This window comes from Nocardiopsis moroccensis (assembly GCF_055763695.1).
Genome location: NZ_CP199747.1, coordinates 3,696,498 through 3,716,208 on the forward strand (window position 1 = coordinate 3,696,498; position 19,711 = coordinate 3,716,208).

A 19,711-nucleotide genomic window follows, 5' to 3' on the forward strand; every position below is an offset into this window, starting at 1 on the left:
CGGCCTATGCTCATGCCGTATGAACTGGGCCCCCCGCTCCCCACGTGTCCTGTCCGCCCTCGCCCTGTCACTGGCCCCGGTACCGGCCCTGCTCGGCGCCGCCGCTCCGGCGACCGCCACCGACCCGACGCCCGAAGGCCCCTCGCACGCCTACGTCCAACCCGCCGAGGTCGAGTGCGACCGGGGCGCGGGCACCGTCACCGTGGTCGGGCAGGTCTTCCCCGTCCTGAGCCGGTCCACCGAGGGGCGCTCGGAGCTCTCCCTGGACCTGGCGGCCGAACTCGCCGGGGACGCCGAGGTCGCAGAGAACGCTGGGACCACCGGGGGCGCCGAGACGGTGGCCGAACTCGAACTCGCCCTGGCACCGCACGCACGGCCCCTGCCCGGGGTCACCCCCGAGGAGATGACCGAAGCCGCCGATCGCGCCGGACCGCTGACCGCCACCCTGTCCGGTGCAGACGGCCGGCTCCTGTCCGGAGACGGTTCACCCACCCTGGCCTGGCAGGACTGGGAGCCCCCGGTGGGCTTCTACGAGGTCCGCGTCGCCACCGAGGCCTTCTCCCTTCCCGGCTTCGGCGACTGCGCGGTGGTCGGCGGCGGCCCGCTCGCCAGCGTCCAGGTCGGCACCGAGGAGGAGCAGGACCAGCAGCGGGAGGCCGGAGCGGACGAGGCCGCCGGTCCCTCCGACTGGCGGGACCACCTGCCCTGGGTCATCCTGACCATGGGCGTGCTCGGCGCGCTCTGCCTGCTGGTGCCGGCCGTCCTGCATCTGAGGGACAGGGCCGCGCGGTAGGCCCGGCGGCTCCGAGCCCTGGACCCGGCTTCCGGCCCGGCGGCCGGCTCAGGACCCGAGGAGCCGGTCGATGTAGGCCCGCCAGTACGGTTCGGCGTCGACCGGACGGACCCCCGCCCGGAGTCTGGCCGGTTCACCGGGACGGTAGAACCCGGCCAGCGCCCGGGCCAGGTCCGGGACGTCTCCGGGCTCGCAGAGCAGGCCGTCCGCCCCGTCCCGGACGTGGTCGGCGAGGGTGCCCGCCCGAGTGGCGATGACCGGGAGCCCGTGTTCGTGGGCCAGCCACACGTTCTGGGTGGCGGTGGCGGAACGGTAGGGCAGCACGAGGGCGTCGGCCTCGGCGAGGAGGCCGGGGAGTTCCTCAACCGGCACGTAGCCCTCCCGGAACCGGACCCGATCGGTCAGCCCCAGCTCCCCCGCCAGAGCGGCCAGGTCCGCCGAGCCGCCCCAGAACTCACCCGCGACGGTGAGGGTGACGTCCTCGGGCGCTCCCTCGGCGAGGGCGCGCAGCAGTACGTCCACACCCTTGTAGGGCCGGACGATCCCGAAGAACAACAGGTGCCGGTGTTCGCCCGGCTGCTCCTCCGAACGCGCTCCCCCGGTCTCGGGCAGGTGCGGGGGCATCTCCGCGACCACGGGGGCCGGCCCCTGGGGCACGAGGAGCCCTTCGGCGAGGCGGCCCTGCTCGGACGAGTGGGTGAGGACCCCGTCGACCCGGCGCAGCAGCGCACGGACCAGGGAGACGTCGATCGCGCGGCGCTCGTGCGGCAGGACGTTGTGGCACAGCGCCACCACCCTGGGACCGGCACCGGTCCGGCCACGGGACCTGATCCCGGCGAGGAGACCCAGGTAGGCGGGCACCTGCACCGGCGAGAACAGGGTCAGCACCACCAGGTCGGCGTCCCGGGCCAGCCACCGCCCGGTTCGCCACCAACCGTCCGGGCGGTACCAGGCCAGGTCGTGCCGGGTGTCGGGGAACGGCTCGCCCTCGGGGTCGGTGATGGTCTGCCGTCCCGGGTACAGCGCCGCCGGGTACTGCGCCCGCCACGACTCGATCCGCACCGCGTGGCCGAGGCCGCGCAGCCGGTGCGCGAGCTCGGTGGTGTGCCGGGCCCCGCCTCCCTTGTAGGGGTGGGCGGGGCCGACGAGGACGATGCTCCGTGCCGCGGGGACCCCCGGGCCGCCCGCGCTCCGGTCCGCTTCGGTCACGGGTGCTCCCTGGAACGCACGATGAGGTCGGCCAGGAGCGCGATCGCCGCGATGATCAGCCCGGTCATCAGGATCATGACGGTGTTGTTGGGCATGTAGAGCGGATTGCGGACCTGGTCGTAGACGAACTTGGCCGCGCCGATCCCCAGCAGCCACAGGGCGGGCGGCATCAGGACCTTGAGCGGGTTGAAGTACATGACCATGCGCAGCACCTGGAGGATGTACCGGTAGGCGTCGCGCACGAAGTGGAACTTGGACGTGCCCGCGCGCTTGGCGTACTCGATGGGCACGTACTTCACGGGGTGCTGGTTGGAGAGAAACGCCAGCGTGATGGTGGTGACGCAGGAGAAACCGGGCGGCAGCAGGCGCAGGTAGGGGCGGGCGACGTCGCGGCGGAACACGCGCAGGCCCGAGTTGAGGTCGGGGATGCGGGTGTTGGTGAGGCGTTCGGCGATCTTGCGGATCAGCCACTTGGCGGGGACCCGGAGCGCCTTGTGCGTGCCCATCTCCTGGGTGCGGGCGCCCACGACCTGGTCCGTCTCGGGGTCGGCGTCGAGCATGGCGACGAACTCGGGGATGCGCTCGTTGGGGTAGCTCATGTCCGCGTCGGTCCACACCACGTACTCGCCGCGGGCCCGCTGGCTGCCGATCCGCCGCACGGTGCCCGAGCCGCCGTTGTGCCCGAAGGCCACCACGCGCATGTGCGGGAAGAGTCCGGCGGCCTCGCGCAGCCGGGTGAGGGTGCCGTCGGTGGAGGCGTCGTCGACCGCGAGAAGCTCGTACCCGTACCCGGAGGCGTCCATCGCCGAGCAGATCCGCTTGATCTCGTCGACGACGTGCTCCTCCTCGTTGTAGCAGGGGAGGACGACGGTGACCCGCACGGGCGGGTCCTGCTCGGGGCCTTCGGGGCGGTTCGGGTCTGCTGGTCTCATCCGGTTCTTCTCAGCTTGTGCTGGTGACTGGGTCGGGGCACGAGGCCGTCGGAGGGCACTCGGGTGCGGGCAGAACGGCGGTCCACACGCTTCCGTTGAAGGTCCAGTGCCCGGTCGGGGGTTCCATGAGGGTACTCGGGTCCATCTCGGCGACCACGTGGAAGTGCCGTTCGGGCTCCACCGAGGGGCCGGTGAGCTCGGTCAGCAGGTCCCACTCCGGCCCGGCGAGCACGGCGTCCCGGCCGCGCTCGTGCACGGCGGAGACGACGCGTTCGACCGACTCCGGTGTGGGGTCGTCCAGGGCGGCGGTGGGCACCCCGCACACGTTGCGCAGCAGCGGCATGTACCCCCCGGCCATCCCGGAGTCGACCACGATGACCGAGGCGTGGGTCGGCAGCGACTCGCAGAGCCGTTCGGTCTGCGCGACCGTCCCCACGTCCTGCCGGTACCCCATGATCCCCCAGGCGGAGGTCACGGCCGCGGGCACGAGCAGGGACACGGCGGCGCCGGCGGCGAGCACGGACGGCAGCGACCTGGCGAGCGGCCCGCCCCGGGCGTCGTCGACGGCCCTCTCGCAATAGCGGGTCAGCCAGGCCAGGAACCACACCGCGAACAGGATGAACGCGGGGATCACCAGCACGATCAGGCGTCTGCTGGCCCAGGGGTGGTCCGGGGTGATGGCGGGGCGCAGCAGGGTCGTGCCGACCGTCCACACGAGCAGCATGGCGGGCAGGAGCCAGTACGGGTCGCGGCGCAGGATCAGTCTGCGCAGGACCAGGGCCACGCCCAGGGAGGCGAACAGCACGGTGCCCAGCCCCACGTACCAGCCCACCCAGTACAGGCTCATGTCGTAGTAGGTGCGGCTGCCCTCGATCGGCAGGCCCTCGACCCCCTGCACGTAGGCGACCCACTGGTCGGTGAAGTCGCTGCCGTGCCCGTAGTCCGGCCACAGCAGCGGGCGGACAGCGAAACCGACCATGACCAGCAGCGCGAACAGCGCCACCGCGCCGGGCAGCCAGCGCACCCGTTCGGTGTGCGGCAGCCCGTACCGCCACAGGGCCGCGGTGAGCACGACGGTGGCGAAGACGACCCCGGCGCTGATCAGCAGGAGCGGATTCAGCGAGTCCGACAGGTACTCCAGGTAGGGGTAGGAGTAGCCGTACCCCGCGATCAGTCCGTAGGCGAGGCCCACGCAGAGCCCGGCGAGCAGCGGCAGCGCCTGTCCGCGCCGGGCGACCAGCAGGAGCCCGACGAAGCCCACCACCGGCAGGAGGTCGCGGATGGCGTCGATGCGCACCAGCACCCCCAGGCCGAACACCACTCCGGCGACGGCCGCCAGCGTCTGCGGGGACTGCCAGCGGTCGGTGAGGTGGCGGTGCCGGGACAGGGCGTCGAAGGCGAGGACCAGGCCGCCCAGGAGCAGGACCTGGGCGAGGGGTTCGCTGTAGGTGAACCGGCTGACCCACTGCTGGGGGAGGCAGACCGCCAGGACCAGAGCGGCCAGTGGGGCCCAGCGGGCACCGACGAGGCGGGCGGTGAGCCCGGCGAAGGTGAGGACGCCCAGGGCCCCCAGGATCGGTGCGGTCACGAGCATGCCGTCGAGTCCGCCCAGCCAGTAGCCGGCGGCCAGCACCAGGGGCGCCCCGGCCATGAACTGCGGCCAGATGACGTCGTCGCGCTGGTAGTGGGCGAGGCTCTGGTAGCTGAGCCCCGGGTCGTCGCCCGCGATGAGTTCGCGCTGCTGCGGGATGGGCAGGTAGCCGTTCTCCGCGATCCAGGACGTGTACATCGCGTAGGAGGCCGGGTCGCGCCGGATCACCAGCGCCTCGGCGTGGAAGGCGATCTGGACGGCCGCGAAGGCCACCGTGATGCCCAGGACCGCGATCACCGGCCACCAGGGCACGTCCTCGTCGACCGGCGGGTCCGGGACGAGGCGGGGCAGGAGGGCGCAGGCCGCGACCACGGCGGGGAGCCCCAGGGCGGCTCCGGTCAGCGGGGTGAACTGGCCGAGGAGCAGGAGGGGGAAGGCCGCGAGGAGCCAGGCCGACAGGGCGATCGCGGGGAGCGCGGTCACACGGGCGAGGCACCGTCCGGGAAGCAGGCGCATGGGGGCAACTCTGGCACTTGTCGGCACGGTACGCACACCGCGCCCCCGTGGCGGGGCCGCTGCGCCGCCGGGGCGGGGCGGTCGGCCACGAGCTCGGTGGGAGACGTGCCGGGCGACGCGCGGCAGGGCGGACGCCCGCCGAACACGCCCTAACATGGGCGCCATGTCCGACTCTCCCGCGCGGCTCTGGCGCGACCTCGTCTCCACCGATCCCTCCCGGCCGTTCGTGACCTCCTACGACGAATTCGGCGACCGGATCGAGCTGTCCCGGGCCACCCTCGACAACTGGGTGTCCAAGACCTCCAACATGCTCGTGGACGGTTTCGGTACGCAGCCGGGGGACCGGATCGCGCTCGCCCTGCCGCCGCACTGGCAGTCGTTGGCGTGGCTGCTGTCCTGCTGGTCGGTGGGGGCCGCGGCGGTGTTGTCCGCGGACGGGGTCGCCCCGGGCGCCGAGGTCGCGGTGGCCGCCCCGGGCCGCCTGGAGGACGCCCTGGACAGCGGCGCCGAGGAGGTCGTGGGCACCTCCCTGGACCCGCTGGGCCTGCCGCTGCGCGAGGTTCCGCCCATGGTCACCGACTACACCGTGGAGGTGCGCGGGCACGGCGACCACTTCCCCGCGTACCCGGTGGACCCCGCGGAACCCGCTCTGGAGTCCGCCGGGCGCACCCTCACCGGCTCCGAGGTGGTGGCCGCCGGACGGTCCCTGGCCCAGGAGTGGGAACTGGACGCGCAGGACCGGCTCGCCGTGGTCGTCGCCCCGGACGCCCCGCTCACCGCCCTGGGCGGGGAGCTGGCGGTGCTCACCGCGGCGGTCGTCTCCGGGGTCCCCCTGGTGCTGACCCCCGCCCCGGCCGAGGACGGCCTCCAGCGGTTCCTGGACCGGATGGGGACGGAGCGGGTGAGCGCCCTGTACGGGACCGAACTCGAAGGTGAGCTGCCCTTCCGCCGGGTGGGCTGAGCCCGGTCCGGGCGGGCCCCGAACAAGGCCGGCCCTTTGTCTGTGATGTCGGTTTGGTAGAACACCCCGGTGGACGACGAAACCCTCTTGACACTGCTCCTGCTCGCGGTCGCCGCGGGCGTGGCCCTCTACACGGGCGGCCGCCGGACCCTCTCCGCCCTCGCACGACGCCGACGCGACCTGGAACTGACCGGGTCCGGGGTCCGGGCCCATGGGGTGGTCTCCGCCGTCCATCCCATGGACCGTGCCTCGGGCCGGCACTCGGTGGCCGTCCGGGTGCACGACGGCCAGGGGCGTTCCTGGGACACCGCCGACGACTCGGGGACGGGCGGTTACCTCCTTCGGGAGGGCACCCCGGTCACGGTGCTGTACGCCCCCGGGAACCCCTCGAACGCCCGGGTGGAGCGCGCGGCCTTCCCGGAGCCCTCCATGGGCGACTACCCGCTGTACCGCGACGGGATCCCCGAGCCGCCCTCCCTCCTGGCGGCGGTCTCCCCCCTCGCGGGAGCCCTGGTGGTCCTCGGGGCCGCCGTCCTGGCCGCCCTGAACATGAGCGGCACGGTTCTACTCCTCGTGCCACCGCTCTTCGCGCTGGTGGGCCTGGGACTGCTGGTGCGCACGGTGTACCGCATGCTCACCGGAAAGGTCGTCCGCCCGGAGTACGGCGCCTCCGCCACCGGTGTGGTCACCGACTGCTGGACCGAGGTGAGGTGGAAGCGCGACGGGAACAGGCGCAGGAAGGTGCGTCTGCACCCGTTCACGGTCCGATTCCGGGCCGCCGACGGACGCGAGGTCCACCTGCGCCACCCCATCGCCGGCAGCAGCTTCGCACCCGAACCCGGGGAGCGCCTGCACGTCGACTACGACCCCGCCCACCCGCCGCACTACGCCCTGGCCGACCACCCGAACCCGGGTGCCCTGCCGGTCCTGCTGCCGCTCCTCGTGGGCGTGGTGTTCACCCTCGTCGGGTCGGTGCTGACGTTCGTGTTCCGGGTTCTCGCCCCCTTCTGAGGGCCGGGTCGTTCACACCGCCGGGTTCGGGCGGCCCGCCGGGCGCGGGCCGCGGCCCCGTTCGCGTTCCTGCCGGCGCCGTTCCCGCACGGCCTTGCGGACCGCGCGCTCCTCGCGGGCGGCGCGTTCGGCCTCGGCTCGGTAGACGTCGGCGGCCTGGGCGGCGAGTTCCGGGTGCATGGTGTCCCCTTCGGTGAGTCCGTGTCCGCCGGATTCCCTCTGTCCGACTGCCTTCAGACTCCCGGTAAGGCCCCCGCCGCCACATCGGGAAAGTGCACCAGAAACCGGCGCCGTGCCCCGCCTCAGTGGTGCGGGGCACGGCGCCGGAGGTGTCTGAGGTACCTCAGAGGACACCGGTCGGGACCGCAGGTGCCTCAGACGGCGGGACGGGTTCAGGCTTCCCGGTAGTAGGGGTCGGCGGCCACACCCTCACGCCTGGCCTCGTCGTAGGTGTACACCTCGCGGCCGCCCACGAACACGCGCTGGGCGCGACTCATGATGTCGAGCGGGTCCCCGGACCAGACCACGATGTCGGCGTCCATCCCCGGCCTGAGGGCGCCCACCCGGTCGTCCAGGCCCATGATCTCGGCGGGGTTGAGCGTCAGGGCGCGGATCGCGGAGTCGCGGTCCATGCCCTCCTTGACGCACAGGATGGCCTGGTGGACGAGGAACTCGATCGGAATGACCGGGGCGTCGGTGGTGAGGGCGACCTTGACGCCCGCGCGGTCCAGGATGCCGGGGTTGGCGAGGGTTCTGTTGCCGACCTCGACCTTGGACCGGCTGGTCATCAGCGGCCCGGTGATGACCGGGATGCCGCGTTCGGCGATCTCGTCGGCCAGCAGGTGGCCCTCGGTGCAGTGGTTGATGATGAGCCGGTAGCCGAACTCGTCGGCCAGCCGCATCGCGGTGTGCATGTCGTCGGCGCGGTGCACGTGCTGGCACCAGGGCACCTCCCCGTCCAGTACCCGGACGAGGGTCTCCAGGGTGTTGTCGCGGTCGAAGGGCGTGCCCTCCCGCTCGGCGTGGTCCCGCTTGGCCTTGTAGTCCTGGGCCTTGGTGAAGGCGTCGCGGATGACCGCGGCCACACCCTGGCGGGTGGAGGGAAGCGTGTCCTTGTTGCCGTAGACCCGCTTGGGGTTCTCGCCCAGGGCGCTCTTGACGCTGGCGGGCTCCTTGATCAGCCGGTCCTCCACGCTGCGGCCCCACATCTTGATGGCCACGGTGCGGCCGCCGATGGGGTTGCCCGATCCGGGCTTGATCACGGAGCTGGTGACACCGCCGGACAGGGCGTCGGTGAACCCCTGGTCGGCGGGGTTGATGGCGTCGAGCGCCCGCATCCGGGCACCGTTGGGGTCGGTCATCTCGTTGGTGTCGTCACCGGCCCAGCCGATGGTCTCCTCGTGGATGCCGACATGGCCGTGGGCCTCGACGAAGCCGGGCAGGACCCACTTGCCCGCGGCGTCCACGATCTCGGCGCCCTCGGGGACGGCGACGTCGGCTGCCGCGCCGACGGCGGCGATCCTGCCGTCGGTGATGAGGACCGTGCCGCCGTCGATGGGGTCTCCGTCGACGGGGACGACGTATCCGGAAGTGATAGCGATATCCATGGCGGGCAACCTAGCCCATGGACGGTCACGTTCCCAAGGCTCTTTCGCAACCGATCATCCCACGACCGGCCGTGCACGCCCCTCGCCGTCCGCGGGTGCGCCCGGTGCCGTCCACCGCCCGTGCCCGGCGGCCGGTCAGTCGGCCGACCAGCGCGCGGTGAGGAGTTCGGACTCGGGGCTCAGGTCGACGCTGGCCTCCTCGATGGAGTCGCGCACCATCCGGCAGTGGCCGACGTCCTCGCTGTCCCCGGTGAGTTCGCCGCCCTGGGCGGCGAAGGCGTAGACCATGCTGGGGCGGTCGGCGAACTCCATGATCCGGAAGGCCCCGCCGAGCCCCGGGTGGTTCGGTGTCTTCTCGGGGATGATCCCGAGGTCGACGATGCCCGCCTTGATCAGGTCGGCGAGGAAGTCGCGCTGGCCGTTGAGCACGTCGGCGCCGCCCTGGGGCCGCTGGAGCACGGACTCGTTGAGGACCACGCGCAGGACCGGGCCGCCCGGTCCGGTCATCGCCGCCCGGTCGGCCATCTCCCCGTCCACCATGGCCTCGATCTCCGCGGGCTCCAGGTTGGGGTGGCCGGGTTCGAGGACCGCCCGCGAGTACTCGCGGGTGCGCAGGAAGACGGGGACCGTCATCGGCTGGTGCTCCCACAGGCGGGCGGCGTGCGTACCGAGTTCGCTCATGTCGCCGAACTCGGTGGGGAACGCCTCCGCCTGGATGGTGATCGCCCAGGCGTCGACCAGCTGGTGCTCCGTGCCCAGGACGGTGTCGACCCGTTCGACCAGGGAGCGGGCCGGTCGGCAGTGCGCGTCCTCGACCTCGCGGAGCTTGTCGTCGGTCACTCCCACGTTCTCGGCGAGCTCGGCGCGCGAGAGGCCCCGGTCGGATCGGGCACGCAGTACCCGAGCCCCGAAGGGGAGCCACATCGCCGACGGCAACACGGTGTTCACACCCATAACCTCTCCCGTCCTCGCCCGAGGTTTGCGGGCCTGTGGTGACGTACCCTCGGTTCGACGCCCCAGCCCCTCTGTTCGAACCTTCTCCCGCGCCGGGGCGGCTGGTCAAGCGACCGGGCGGGAGCGGCCATCCGTGATAAGTCAGTACAAAGTCGACGATGTCGCCCCTCTCTGTCGAGTGTTTCCCCCGATTGGAAGGTCCGTTGGTCCACCTCGCCCTCCTCCTCGCACTGATGTCGCTCGCGTTCTGGGTGTACGTGCTGTTCGACGTCATCGGGTCGGACTCCGAGCGGATCAGGCTGCTGCCGAAGCCGGTGTGGGCGGTGATCGTCCTCCTGTTGCCCAAACTCGGTGCTGCGCTGTGGTTCCTGCTGGGGCGCCCGCCGCGGGAGCCCGCGCCGCCCGGCGGACCGGTCGGCCCCGCGCCGCCCTTCCCCGAGTACGAGCACCCCGGACGCGCCCGGGCCGCATCCCCGGAGGAGGACGAGGCCTTCCTGCGGCGCTGCCGCGAACGCGCCGAGGAACAGCGCCGCCGGGCCAGGGAGATGCAGGAACGGCAGGCCCGGGAGGCCGGCGGCGGCCCCGGGACGGAAACCGGCGACGGCCCCGGCCCGGAGACCGGAGAGCCGCGCGGACACGACGGGGACGAGGACCCGGCGGGCCCCGCCTCCTGAGCCGAGCGCCGAGTTTCGGTCAGGTGCCACCCGGGGATTTGGTGTGCACTTGTGCGCAGTACTCTGTGTGCCGCCCGCTGCGCACCTGATCTCGGAAGTGAACCATGAACCGTTTGACCCTGCCGGTATCGATCCTCGCCTGCACCGCCCTGTTCGCGACCTCGGCGTGCCAGGACGAGGAGAAGCCCACCTCGGACGCGGGAGGCGCCACGCTCCACACCAGTGCGGGCGACATCAGGGTGGAACTGCTGGCCTCCGAGGCGCCGCTGACCGTCACCAACTTCGTCGATCTCGCCGAGGGCAACGGCCCGGCCAACCCGGAGACGGGCCGGGACGAGTTCTACGACGGCACGGTCTTCCACCGCGTGATCGAGGACTTCATGATCCAGGGCGGCGACCCGCAGGGCACCGGCCGCGGCGGCCCCGGCTACCAGTTCGAGGACGAGTTCGACTCGGGCCTGACCTTCGACGAGCCGGGCGTACTGGCGATGGCCAACTCGGGCCCGAACACCAACGGCTCCCAGTTCTTCATCACGGTGGAGCCGACCCCGTCACTGGACGGCAAGCACACCATCTTCGGCAGGGTGGCCGACGAGGAGTCGATGGCGGTCGTGGAGGCGATCTCGGTGGTCGAGACGGACGCCAACGACCGTCCCCTCAGCGACGTCGTCCTGGAGTCGGTGACCATCAACCACGCGGACGGTTGACGGCGGTTCCCACGGGGTTCCCGGGCCGACAGCCGCGGCCCGGGGATCAGGTCACGCCCAGTAGCCGTGCGGCGCCGGGCCAGACCTCGTCCAACAGGGCGGGATCGTTGCGCACCCGGGCGAGCAGCACCATGCCCTCGATCTGCGCGACCGTCGACCTGGCCAGAGCGCCGGCTTCGGCCGTCGATCCGACCAGTCCCGCCTCCTGCGCCTCGCCGATCAGGCGGGCGACCATACCGACCTGCTCGTCGAACACCTCGGACAGCCGCCGGCGCACCTGCGGTTCCTGTCCGCTCAGCTCCAGGGCGAGGTTGCCGTAGAGGCACCCGTGGATCACCCCCGACTCGCTGTGGTCGGTGCGCTGGGTACCGAGCAGGCACTCGACCAGGGCGCGGAGCCGCCCCAGGGGCCCTCCGGCGGCCTGGGCCAGGGCTGCCTCCAGCGCGCGGCGCTCCTGGGCCCACTGCTCGTCGACCGCTTCCACGGTCAGCGCCTGCTTGGAGTCGAAGAAGTGGTAGAAACTGCCCTTCTTCACCCCGGCGTCGGCGCAGATGTCCGCGATCCCGAGGGCCGTGTAGCCCCGCGCGCGCATGAGTCTGCGCGAGGAGTCCAGGATGCGTTCCCTCGCGTCACTCGTCCGTCCCATGGACCAAGAGTATACGTCCGGTCAACTATCGGTGTTGAGCCACAGGATCGCAGTATTGCCAAATAGTTGACCGGTCGTCTATGTTTGTCCCAACGCGGGCCGACGCGCCCACCCGACGGAGGAAGAGAGTCCCCCATGCACGACGTCCGAGTCGCCGTCGCCTTCCACAGCGGCTACGGCCACACCGCCCGGCAGGCCGAGGCGGTCGCCCGAGGGGCCGCGAGCACGAGCGGCGCGCGGTCCTCACTGCACGACGTCACCGCCCCCGACGACGTCCTGTGGTCCGCACTCGACAACGCCGACGCGATCGTGTTCGGCACCCCCACCTACATGGGTGGCAACTCCGCCGTCTTCCAGGGCTTCGCCGAGGCCACCGCCCCCGTCTGGCAGGAACGGCGTTGGCAGGGCAAGCTCGCGGCCGGGTTCACCAACTCCGCCGGAACCAACGGCAACAAGGACACCGCCCTCAGCGCGCTCGCGGTGTTCGCCGCACAGCACGGGATGATCTGGGTACCGCTCGGCCTGGCCCCGGGCGGCGAGTACTCCAGCCGGGGCAGCCGGGCGGACCTCAACCGCCTCGCGGGCTTCACCGGTGCCATGGCCCAGTCCCCGTCCGACCTGGGCCCCGACCAGGCTCCCGGCGACAGCGACCTGCGCACGGCCGAGCACCTGGGCGCCCAGGTCGCGCGGGCCGCGGTGCGTTTCGAGCACGGGCGCACGGCGGTGACCGCGTGAACCCCGGCCAGCGGCCCGGAGCCGCCCTCACCTCGGTTCTGGGCATCCGCCACCCCGTGGTCCAGGGGCCGTTCGGCGGCGGACTGTCCACGGTCGACCTGACCGCGGCGGTCTCCGAGGCGGGCGGTCTGGGATCCTACGGCGTGCACGCCATGGCCCCCGAACGGATCGGCCCCCTGGTGGAGCGGATCCGCGCGGCCGTCTCGGCACCGTTCGCCGTCAACCTGTGGATACCGCGCGCCGAGGAGGAGCGGCCCGTACCGGACACGGCGGCACTGGCGGCGCACACCGACCGACTCACCGCCTACTACGCCGAGTTCGGGCTCACCCCGCCCGACCTGGACACCGTCAACACCCACCTGGACTTCGAAGCCCAGGTGGACGCCGTCCTGGCGGCCCGGCCCCCGGTGATCAGCGTCGTGATGGGCCCACCGCCCCAGCGGCTGGTCGAGGGCGCCCGACGGATCGGAGCGCCACTCATCGGCACGGCCACCACGGTCGCCGAGGCCCGGGCGCTCCAGGAGGCCGGATGCGACGTGGTCGTGGCCTCCGGTAGCGACGCGGGCGGACACCGCGGTTCGTTCCTGGCGCCCGTGCGCGAGTCACTCGTCGGAACGTTCTCCCTGGTTCCCCAGGTGAGTGACGCCGTGACCGTCCCGGTCGTCGCAGCGGGCGGAATCGCCGACGGACGCGGCGTCGCCGCCGCCCTGACCCTGGGCGCTGACGGCGTCCAGGTGGGGACCGGCTTCCTCCGGACCCGGGAGTCGGGTGCGAACCCGGCCCACCGGAAGGCGCTCGGCTCCGAACAGGCGCGGACCACCGTACTCACCCGGCTCTTCTCAGGACGCCCGGCCAGGGGGATCGCCAACGACCTGGTGCGGGGGATGGCCGACGCCGAGGACCGGGTCCCGCCCTACCCGGCACAGAACAACCTCATGCTGCCGATCCGGGCCAGGGCCGCGGAGCTCGAACGACCCGACCGGCTCAACCTGTGGTCCGGACAGGCCGCTCTGCTGGCCCCCGGCGGCACCGCCGGGGACTACCTGGCCGCGCTGGTGGCCGATGCCGACAGGGTGCTCGGCCTCCCGTCGCAGGCGCCACCGCCGTAGCCAGGACCGCTCCCGAACGGTCAGCGCCGCCGCTTGGCCATGGCCGCACGGGCTCGCTCGACCGCCGGGCCGATCTCGCCGACCAGCCGGTCCACGTCCTCGGCGGTCGAGGTCCGGCCCAGCGACAGGCGCAGGCTGCTCAGGGCCGCCTCGGGCCCGGCACCGGCGGCCAGCAGCACGTGGCTGGGCTGGGCCACCCCCGCCGAACAGGCCGAACCGGTGGAGCAGGAAATCCCCCTGGCGTCCAGCAGCATCAGCAGGGCGTCGCCCTCACAACCTGGGAACGACAGGTGGGCGATCCCCGGCAGGCGCAGCTCCGGGTCGCCGTTGACCACCACGTCGGGGACGACCCCGCGGACCCGGGACTCCAGTTCGTCCCGGAGCGCGGACAGGTGCTTGGCGTGCTCCTCGCGTCCCTCGACGGCCAGGTGAACGGCGGTGGCCAGCCCCCGCGCGAGCGGGGCCGACAGGGTCCCGGAGCGGATGTCGCGCTCCTGTCCGCCGCCGTGCAGGACCGGCACCGGGGCGACGCCCCGCGCCACCACGAGCGCCCCGCTGCCCACCGGACCGCCGAGCTTGTGGCCGCTCAGCGTCAGGGCGCTCACCCCGCTGGACGCGAACCCCACCTCCTGCGCCCCCACCGCCTGGACCGCGTCCGTGTGGAAGGGGACGCCGTACTCGGCGGCGACCGCGGCCAGCTCGCGCACCGGCTGCACCGTGCCGATCTCGTTGTTGGCCCACATCACCGACACCAGGGCGACCGAGGCGGGGTCGCGTTCGATCGCCGCGCGCAGGGCCTGGGGGTCGACCCGGCCCAGGGCGTCCACGGGCAGCTCCTCGCAGGAGGCGCCCTGGTGGTCGGCCATCCAGCGGGCGGGGTCGAGCACGGCGTGGTGCTCCACGGCGCTGACCAGGATCCGCACCCGCGCCGGGTCCTCGGCGTTGCGGGCCCAGTACAGGCCCTTGATCGCGATGTTGTTCGACTCGGTCCCCCCCGCGGTGAAGACCACCTCGTGCGGGGTCGCCCCCACCGCCTCGGCGACGCGTTCGCGCGCCTCCTCGACGGTTCGCCGGGCGGCCCGTCCGTGGCCGTGCAGGGACGAGGGGTTGCCGAGGGCACCGAGCTCCGCCGCCACATCGGCGATCACCTCGGGGCGGACCTCGGTCGTGGCTGCGTGATCCAGATACACCATGGCGCATGCCAGGATACGTCCGACCAACCTCCCTCCGGGCCCCGGGGACCCGCGGCCCGGTTGTCCACAGGCCGGAATCGACCACCGCCCGACCGCGCCCGGCCCGATAACCTTGGGGCATGCCTGACTCCGCGTCCACGCAGCCCGACCAGACCGCAGCCGCCCCCGCCGGGGAGCACTGGCCCGCGCCCACCGCCGGCCAGCCGGTGCGCGCCCGGATCTCCCTTCCCGGTTCCAAGTCCGTCACCAACCGGGCCCTGATCCTCGCGGCGCTCTCCGAAACGCCGTGCACGGTGCGCGGCCCCCTGGTCAGCCGGGACAGCGAGCTCATGGTGGGCGCCCTGCGCGCGCTCGGCACCCGGATCGAGGAGCTGCCCGCGTCGTCCCCGGGCGCCGTCTCCGACCTGTCCGTCACCCCGGCGCCCCCACGCGGGCCGGCCACCGTGGACGTCGGCAACGCCGGCACCGTCATGCGCTTCGTGCCGCCGCTGGCCGCCCTGGCCGACGGTGACGTGCACTTCGACGGCGACCCCCGGGCCCGTGAGCGGCCCGTGGACGAACTCCTCCGCGCGCTGCGCGCCCTGGGCGCCGACATCGACGACGGGGGGCGCGGCGCCCTGCCGCTCACCATCCACGGGACCGGTGCCGTACGCGGCGGCGAGGTCACCCTGGACGCCTCGGGGTCCTCCCAGTTCGTCTCGGCCCTGCTGCTCAGCGGCGCCCGCTTCACCGAAGGGGTGCACGTGCGCCACGAGGGGCCGCCGGTCCCCTCCCAGCCGCACCTGGACATGACCGTCGAGATGCTCCGTGCGGTCGGCGTCGACGTCACCACCGCCGAAAACTCGTGGAAGGTCGGTCCGGGGCCGGTCCGGGCCACCGAGATCACCGTCGAACCGGACCTGTCCAACGCCGCCCCCTTCCTCGCCGCCGCGCTGGTCAGCAAGGGCGAGGTGACCGTCCAGGGGTGGCCGGTACACACCACCCAGCCCGGTGACGCCCTGCGCGGGCTGTTCACCCGGATGGGCGGCGAGGTCTCCCGCACCGGCGCCGACGGCACGGACCTGACCCTGCGCGGCACCGGCGGGATCCACGGCATCACCGCGGACCTGCGCGACGTCGGCGAACTCACCCCGACCATCGCGGCCGTGGCCGCCCTGGCCGACTCCCCCTCCCGGCTGACCGGTATCGCACACCTGCGCCGCCACGAGACCGACCGCATCGCCGCCCTGGCCGCCGAGATCAACCGGCTGGGCGGAGACGCCGAGGAGCTGCCCGACGGTCTGGTCATCCGCCCCAGGCCGCTGCGCGGCGGGGTGTTCCACTCCTACGACGACCACCGGATGGCCACGTCCGGCGCGGTCATCGGGCTCGCGGTGCCCGGAGTGGAGGTGGAGAACATCGCCACGACACGCAAGACCCTGCCCGACTTCCCGGGCCTGTGGTCGGAGGTCCTGGCATGAGCCGCACGCGGGGCGGGGGACGCCATCTGGACGAGGACGACATCCGCGTACGCGCCCGGGGCGGTTCCAAACCGCGCACCCGTAAGCGGCCCAAGCACGAGAACGCCGTGGAGGGCCTGGTCACCGCCGTCGATCGGGGCCGGTACCGCTGCCTGGTGGACGGCGTCCCCGTGGTCGCCATGAAGGCCCGCGAGCTCGGTCGGGGCTCCATCGTGGTCGGTGACCGGGTGGACGTGGTCGGCGACCTGTCCGGCAGGCCCGACACCCTGGCGCGGGTGGTCCGGGTCCGTGAGCGCGACTCGGTGCTCAGACGCACCGCCGACGACACCGACCCCGTGGAGCGGGTGATCGTCGCCAACGCCGACCAGCTCGCCATCGTCTGCGCCCTCGCCGACCCCGCACCCCAGCCGCGCTTCGTGGACCGGTGCCTGGTGGCCGCCTACGACGCCGGGCTGGAGCCGCTGCTCTGCCTCACCAAGGCGGACCTGGCCTCCCCCGACGAGATGCTGGGCGCCTACAGGCCGTTGGGGATCCCGTACGAGGTGCTCAGCCCCGAGGGCGGCCTCGACGGGCTGCGCGCCCGCCTGGCCGACAGGACCACGGTGTTCGTGGGCTCCTCCGGTGTGGGCAAGTCGACCCTGGTCAACCGGCTGGTCCCGGGGACCGACCGGGCCGTCGGCCACGTCAACGCGGTCACCGGCCGCGGCCGCCACACCTCCACCTCTGCGCTCGCCCTGCGGTTCGGGGGCGGCTGGCTGATCGACACCCCGGGTGTGCGCAGCTTCGGTCTGGCGCACGTCTCACCCGAGGAGATCGTCGCCGGTTTCCACGACCTCGCGGAGATCGCCGAGGACTGCCCGCCCGACTGCACCCACCAGCCCGAGGCCCCGGAGTGCGCGATCGGGGCGGCCCTGGACCGGGGGGAGGCCGACCCCGAACGGGTGGCCTCGCTCAGGCGCCTGCTCAGCAGCCGTGAGGGCGACGAGGAGTCCGAGGCCGCGGAGCCCCCGCCCGGCCCGCACGCCTGACCGCTCCGGCCGTCCTGTGCCCTCCGCGGCTGCCCCAGGCCGCGCGGGGGGCGTCCGGGCATACTCCGCGCGGCCGTCGCCCGCCCTACTCCCCGACCCGGTGAACCCCGTGGCTCCGCCCGGGTCCGCGGGCTCAGGGCCTCGGCGGGCCCCCGTCGACCGGTGCCTGCGCCAGCACGTGTTCGCGACCCCAGAGCCCCAGCGGTTCCAGGGCCCGGTTCAGGCTCCGCCCCAGGTCCGTCAGCGAGTACTCCACGCGCGGCGGAACCTCGGCGAAGGCCTCCCGGTGCACGATCCCGTCCCCCTCCAGTTCACGCAGGTGCGAGGCGAGGACCTTCTCCGTGACGCCTGACAACTCCCTGCGCAGCTCGCCGAACCTGCGCGGACGCTCGTCGAGGGCCCACAGGACGAGCACCTTCCACTTACCGCCCACCACGTCCATCGCCGCATCGATACCGCAGTGGTACGCGTTCTCCGCCCGCCTGGTGACCAACGTGACCGCTCCGTTCCGTCTGTCCAACTGGATGCTTACCCACAGGTGCGCGCCCACTTCGAAGTGCGTACTTGTCCGCTCTCCGGGCCCGGCCCGAACCTGAACGCATGACACACGACACCGCACAGTCAACCAAGCCCCGCGTGGTCCTGCTCGGCCTCGGCGCGATGGGTGCCGCGCTCGGCAGGGCCTGGCTCGCCGCCGGGTACCCGATAACCGTCTGGAACCGGACCGCCGCCCGTGCCGAACCGCTCCGCGCGCTCGGCGCCGACGTGGCCGGCACCGCCGCCGAGGCCGTGGCCGCCGGACCTCTGGTGGTGACCTGCCTGTTGGATGACGCCTCGGTCGAGGAGGCTCTGGCCGGGGCCGACCTCGACGGCAGGGACCTGGTCGACCTGACCACCGGGACCCCGGACCAGGCGGACGCCCGCGCCGTGTGGGCCCATGACCGGGGCGCCCGCTTCCTCAGCGGCGGGGTGATGGCGGTCCCGCCCATGGTCGGCGTTCCCGAGGCCGGGGGCTACGTGTTCTACGGCGGCTCGCGGGCGGTCTTCGACCGGCACCGGCCCGCTCTCGCGGCGCCCCTGGGCGTCCACTTCGCCGGGGCCCGGCCGGGGGCGGCCGCCCTGTACGACATCGCCCTGCTCAGCGCGATGAACGGCATGCTGGCCGGGATCACCCACGCCTTCGCCCTGGTCCGCGGTGAGGAGATGCCGCTGAAGGAGTTCTCCGGGCTCCTCACCTCGTGGCTCACCGCGATGGCGTCCGCGGCGGACACGATGGCCGAGCAGATCGACAGCGGCGACTACACCAGGGACGTGGTCTCCAACCTGGCCATGCAGGTCTCCGGTAACCGCACCCTGGCCGCGGCGGCCCGGGAGCGGGGAGTGGACTTCCGGCTCCTGGCGCCCTACTCCGAACTGTTGGCGGAGCGCCTGGCACAGGGCTTCGCCCACGAGGACGGCACCGGGGCCCTGGAACTGCTCGTCGAGCGTTCCTGAAGTCCACCCGTCCCGGGACCGCCGAAGGGTGTCCGGCGTGCGCCGCACGCCGGACACCTCCTACAGGTCGACGGTGCCACCGCACCGCCAGTAGCGGGTCCGGTCGTGCTCCATGAAGCCCTCGTCGGTGAGACTACGGCGCAGGACCACCAGGTCGGCGGTGAACCGGCGCAGGACCGCGTTGACCTCTTCCTCGGTGTACCGGACACCGGGTTCGAAGGCGCGGGCGACCTGGTCGAGCAGGACGAGGCGGTCCGTGCGGCGGACGGGCAGGGACGTGATCCGTCCCCGGGGCATGTGGGTCCGCAGCACCTCGCGGCGCTCGGGTTCGCTCGGTCCCGGCCCTTCCAGCACCACGGTCTCCTCAGCGGTCCACGGGCAGCATGCCGTGCACGACCATCTCCACCCTGTGGGCGGCCCGGTCCGGATCGACGGGCTGGAGGGAGTACGACACGATCAGCCTCAGGGTCACGTCCGCGACCGCCTCGGTGACGGCGGGGTCCGCCTCCGGGCAGTGCTCCCGCAGCGTCCACACGATGCGCTCCCCCAGGGCGTCCAGGAGCGGCGCGGACCTGGTGGTGAGGACGGGCAGGAGCTCGTCGTCACCGGTGACCACCGCGCGCAGCAGTGGGTTGTCCCGGGCCGCGAGCAGAACCATCCTGGTCGTGCGGCTCACCGCGTGCGCGGGGTCGCGCCCGTCGGACTCCAGGACCCCCACCACGGTGTCGAGCAGCGCGTTGACCTCACGCACCACCACCGCCTGGAGCAACCCCTCCTTGCTGCCGAAGACGTTGTAGAGGGTCTGCCTGGACACCTGGGCGGCCGCGGCGATGTCGGCCATCCGCCGCTCCCCCCACTCCCCCGCCAGCACCTCGGCGTAGGCGGCGTCCATCAGGCGTTCACGCGCCCCGGTGCCCTCCCGGGGCCGCCTGTCTCCGCTCACGCTTGCCATTCCCCCATCCTCGCATCCGACCTCCCCTCCCGTCGTGCTCCGGCCCCGGGCCCGCTCCCGCACCGGCGTCCCCTCGCTCCCCCGGCGCCCTGTGCTCCCCCTAACACTCTGATCACGCGGGGGTGCTGCCTTGGGCGTG

Annotated in this window: 21 protein-coding genes; 10 read left to right on the forward strand and 11 right to left on the reverse strand. The window is 73.0% G+C overall.

Features of this window, described 5'->3' with window-relative positions; genetic code table 11:
• Window positions 1–19 precede the first annotated feature (19 nt).
• Window positions 20–793, forward strand: coding sequence for a hypothetical protein (locus ACUKCB_RS16355; RefSeq protein ID WP_473036472.1), 774 nt, complete (start codon window positions 20–22; stop codon window positions 791–793).
• Between the two features lie 48 nt (window positions 794–841).
• Here the strand turns inward: ACUKCB_RS16355 and ACUKCB_RS16360 are convergent, their stop codons facing one another.
• Genes ACUKCB_RS16360 through ACUKCB_RS16370 form a run of 3 tightly spaced genes read right to left on the reverse strand, consistent with a single transcriptional unit; the run spans window position 842 to window position 5,041 of the window.
• Window positions 842–2,002, reverse strand: a complete 1,161-nt coding sequence (locus ACUKCB_RS16360) for a glycosyltransferase family 4 protein (protein WP_473036473.1) — start codon at window positions 2,000–2,002, stop codon at window positions 842–844.
• On the reverse strand, window positions 1,999–2,934 hold the full coding sequence (locus ACUKCB_RS16365) for a glycosyltransferase family 2 protein (protein ID WP_473036474.1): 936 nt from the start codon (window positions 2,932–2,934) through the stop codon (window positions 1,999–2,001). The genes ACUKCB_RS16360 and ACUKCB_RS16365 overlap by 4 nt, the downstream gene beginning before the upstream one ends.
• A 10-nt stretch (window positions 2,935–2,944) precedes the next feature.
• On the reverse strand, window positions 2,945–5,041 hold the full coding sequence (locus tag ACUKCB_RS16370; RefSeq protein ID WP_473036475.1) for a hypothetical protein: 2,097 nt from the start codon (window positions 5,039–5,041) through the stop codon (window positions 2,945–2,947).
• A gap of 154 nt (window positions 5,042–5,195) precedes the next feature.
• Here ACUKCB_RS16370 and ACUKCB_RS16375 point away from each other — a divergent pair, with 154 nt between their 5' ends.
• Both ACUKCB_RS16375 and ACUKCB_RS16380 read left to right on the forward strand, forming a co-directional pair.
• Window positions 5,196–6,002, forward strand: coding sequence for a TIGR03089 family protein (locus tag ACUKCB_RS16375; RefSeq protein WP_473036476.1), 807 nt, complete (start codon window positions 5,196–5,198; stop codon window positions 6,000–6,002).
• Window positions 6,003–6,071: 69 nt separating this feature from the next.
• Window positions 6,072–7,013: a DUF3592 domain-containing protein gene (locus tag ACUKCB_RS16380; RefSeq protein WP_473036477.1), complete on the forward strand. Its 942-nt coding sequence runs from the start codon at window positions 6,072–6,074 to the stop codon at window positions 7,011–7,013.
• Window positions 7,014–7,025: 12 nt separating this feature from the next.
• On the opposite strand, the gene ACUKCB_RS16385 is transcribed toward ACUKCB_RS16380, so the two are convergent.
• From ACUKCB_RS16385 to ACUKCB_RS16395, 3 genes are all read right to left on the reverse strand, one after another.
• On the reverse strand, window positions 7,026–7,193 hold the full coding sequence (locus ACUKCB_RS16385; protein WP_473036478.1) for a hypothetical protein: 168 nt from the start codon (window positions 7,191–7,193) through the stop codon (window positions 7,026–7,028).
• A 212-nt stretch (window positions 7,194–7,405) separates the two neighbouring features.
• Entirely contained in the window at window positions 7,406–8,620 is a 1,215-nt protein-coding gene (locus ACUKCB_RS16390) for an amidohydrolase (RefSeq protein ID WP_473036479.1), read from the reverse strand.
• Window positions 8,621–8,755: 135 nt separating this feature from the next.
• Window positions 8,756–9,574, reverse strand: a complete 819-nt coding sequence (locus ACUKCB_RS16395; RefSeq protein ID WP_473036480.1) for a helix-turn-helix domain-containing protein — start codon at window positions 9,572–9,574, stop codon at window positions 8,756–8,758.
• Between the two features lie 203 nt (window positions 9,575–9,777).
• On the opposite strand from ACUKCB_RS16395, the gene ACUKCB_RS16400 reads away from it, so the two are divergent.
• Entirely contained in the window at window positions 9,778–10,248 is a 471-nt protein-coding gene (locus ACUKCB_RS16400) for a PLD nuclease N-terminal domain-containing protein (protein WP_473036481.1), read from the forward strand.
• A gap of 104 nt (window positions 10,249–10,352) precedes the next feature.
• Window positions 10,353–10,955: a peptidylprolyl isomerase gene (locus tag ACUKCB_RS16405; RefSeq protein ID WP_473036482.1), complete on the forward strand. Its 603-nt coding sequence runs from the start codon at window positions 10,353–10,355 to the stop codon at window positions 10,953–10,955.
• A 46-nt stretch (window positions 10,956–11,001) separates the two neighbouring features.
• Here ACUKCB_RS16405 and ACUKCB_RS16410 read toward each other — a convergent pair whose 3' ends face one another.
• Window positions 11,002–11,601: a TetR/AcrR family transcriptional regulator gene (locus ACUKCB_RS16410; RefSeq protein WP_473036483.1), complete on the reverse strand. Its 600-nt coding sequence runs from the start codon at window positions 11,599–11,601 to the stop codon at window positions 11,002–11,004.
• A 135-nt stretch (window positions 11,602–11,736) separates the two neighbouring features.
• Here ACUKCB_RS16410 and ACUKCB_RS16415 point away from each other — a divergent pair, with 135 nt between their 5' ends.
• Together ACUKCB_RS16415 and ACUKCB_RS16420 are read left to right on the forward strand one after the other, a co-directional pair.
• A complete protein-coding gene (locus ACUKCB_RS16415; protein ID WP_473036484.1) occupies window positions 11,737–12,336 on the forward strand; it encodes a flavodoxin family protein in 600 nt (199 codons plus the stop codon).
• The gene (locus ACUKCB_RS16420) at window positions 12,333–13,445 is read left to right on the forward strand and encodes an NAD(P)H-dependent flavin oxidoreductase (RefSeq protein WP_473036485.1); all 1,113 of its coding nucleotides are present in this window, start codon (window positions 12,333–12,335) and stop codon (window positions 13,443–13,445) included. The genes ACUKCB_RS16415 and ACUKCB_RS16420 overlap by 4 nt, the downstream gene beginning before the upstream one ends.
• Before the next feature lie 20 nt (window positions 13,446–13,465).
• Here the strand turns inward: ACUKCB_RS16420 and ACUKCB_RS16425 are convergent, their stop codons facing one another.
• On the reverse strand, window positions 13,466–14,638 hold the full coding sequence (locus ACUKCB_RS16425; protein WP_473036486.1) for a cysteine desulfurase family protein: 1,173 nt from the start codon (window positions 14,636–14,638) through the stop codon (window positions 13,466–13,468).
• A gap of 119 nt (window positions 14,639–14,757) precedes the next feature.
• Between ACUKCB_RS16425 and aroA the strand changes: the two genes are divergently transcribed.
• Window positions 14,758–16,098 carry a 3-phosphoshikimate 1-carboxyvinyltransferase gene (gene aroA / locus ACUKCB_RS16430; protein ID WP_473036487.1) on the forward strand — a complete coding sequence of 447 codons (1,341 nt, stop codon included), beginning with the start codon at window positions 14,758–14,760 and terminating at the stop codon, window positions 16,096–16,098.
• Window positions 16,095–17,126, forward strand: a complete 1,032-nt coding sequence (gene rsgA / locus ACUKCB_RS16435; RefSeq protein WP_473036488.1) for a ribosome small subunit-dependent GTPase A — start codon at window positions 16,095–16,097, stop codon at window positions 17,124–17,126. Before aroA ends, rsgA begins: the two co-directional genes overlap by 4 nt.
• Window positions 17,127–17,259: 133 nt before the next feature.
• On the opposite strand, the gene ACUKCB_RS16440 is transcribed toward rsgA, so the two are convergent.
• Entirely contained in the window at window positions 17,260–17,619 is a 360-nt protein-coding gene (locus ACUKCB_RS16440) for a winged helix-turn-helix transcriptional regulator (protein ID WP_473041031.1), read from the reverse strand.
• Between the two features lie 107 nt (window positions 17,620–17,726).
• On the opposite strand from ACUKCB_RS16440, the gene ACUKCB_RS16445 reads away from it, so the two are divergent.
• Window positions 17,727–18,620 (forward strand): NAD(P)-dependent oxidoreductase, encoded by an 894-nt coding sequence (locus ACUKCB_RS16445; protein ID WP_473036489.1) that lies wholly within the window; start codon window positions 17,727–17,729, stop codon window positions 18,618–18,620.
• 60 nt (window positions 18,621–18,680) lie between these two features.
• On the opposite strand, the gene ACUKCB_RS16450 is transcribed toward ACUKCB_RS16445, so the two are convergent.
• Both ACUKCB_RS16450 and ACUKCB_RS16455 read right to left on the reverse strand, forming a co-directional pair.
• Entirely contained in the window at window positions 18,681–18,974 is a 294-nt protein-coding gene (locus ACUKCB_RS16450) for a DUF2087 domain-containing protein (RefSeq protein ID WP_473036490.1), read from the reverse strand.
• 10 nt (window positions 18,975–18,984) lie between these two features.
• Window positions 18,985–19,572 carry a TetR/AcrR family transcriptional regulator gene (locus ACUKCB_RS16455; protein WP_473036491.1) on the reverse strand — a complete coding sequence of 196 codons (588 nt, stop codon included), beginning with the start codon at window positions 19,570–19,572 and terminating at the stop codon, window positions 18,985–18,987.
• Window positions 19,573–19,711 lie beyond the last annotated feature (139 nt).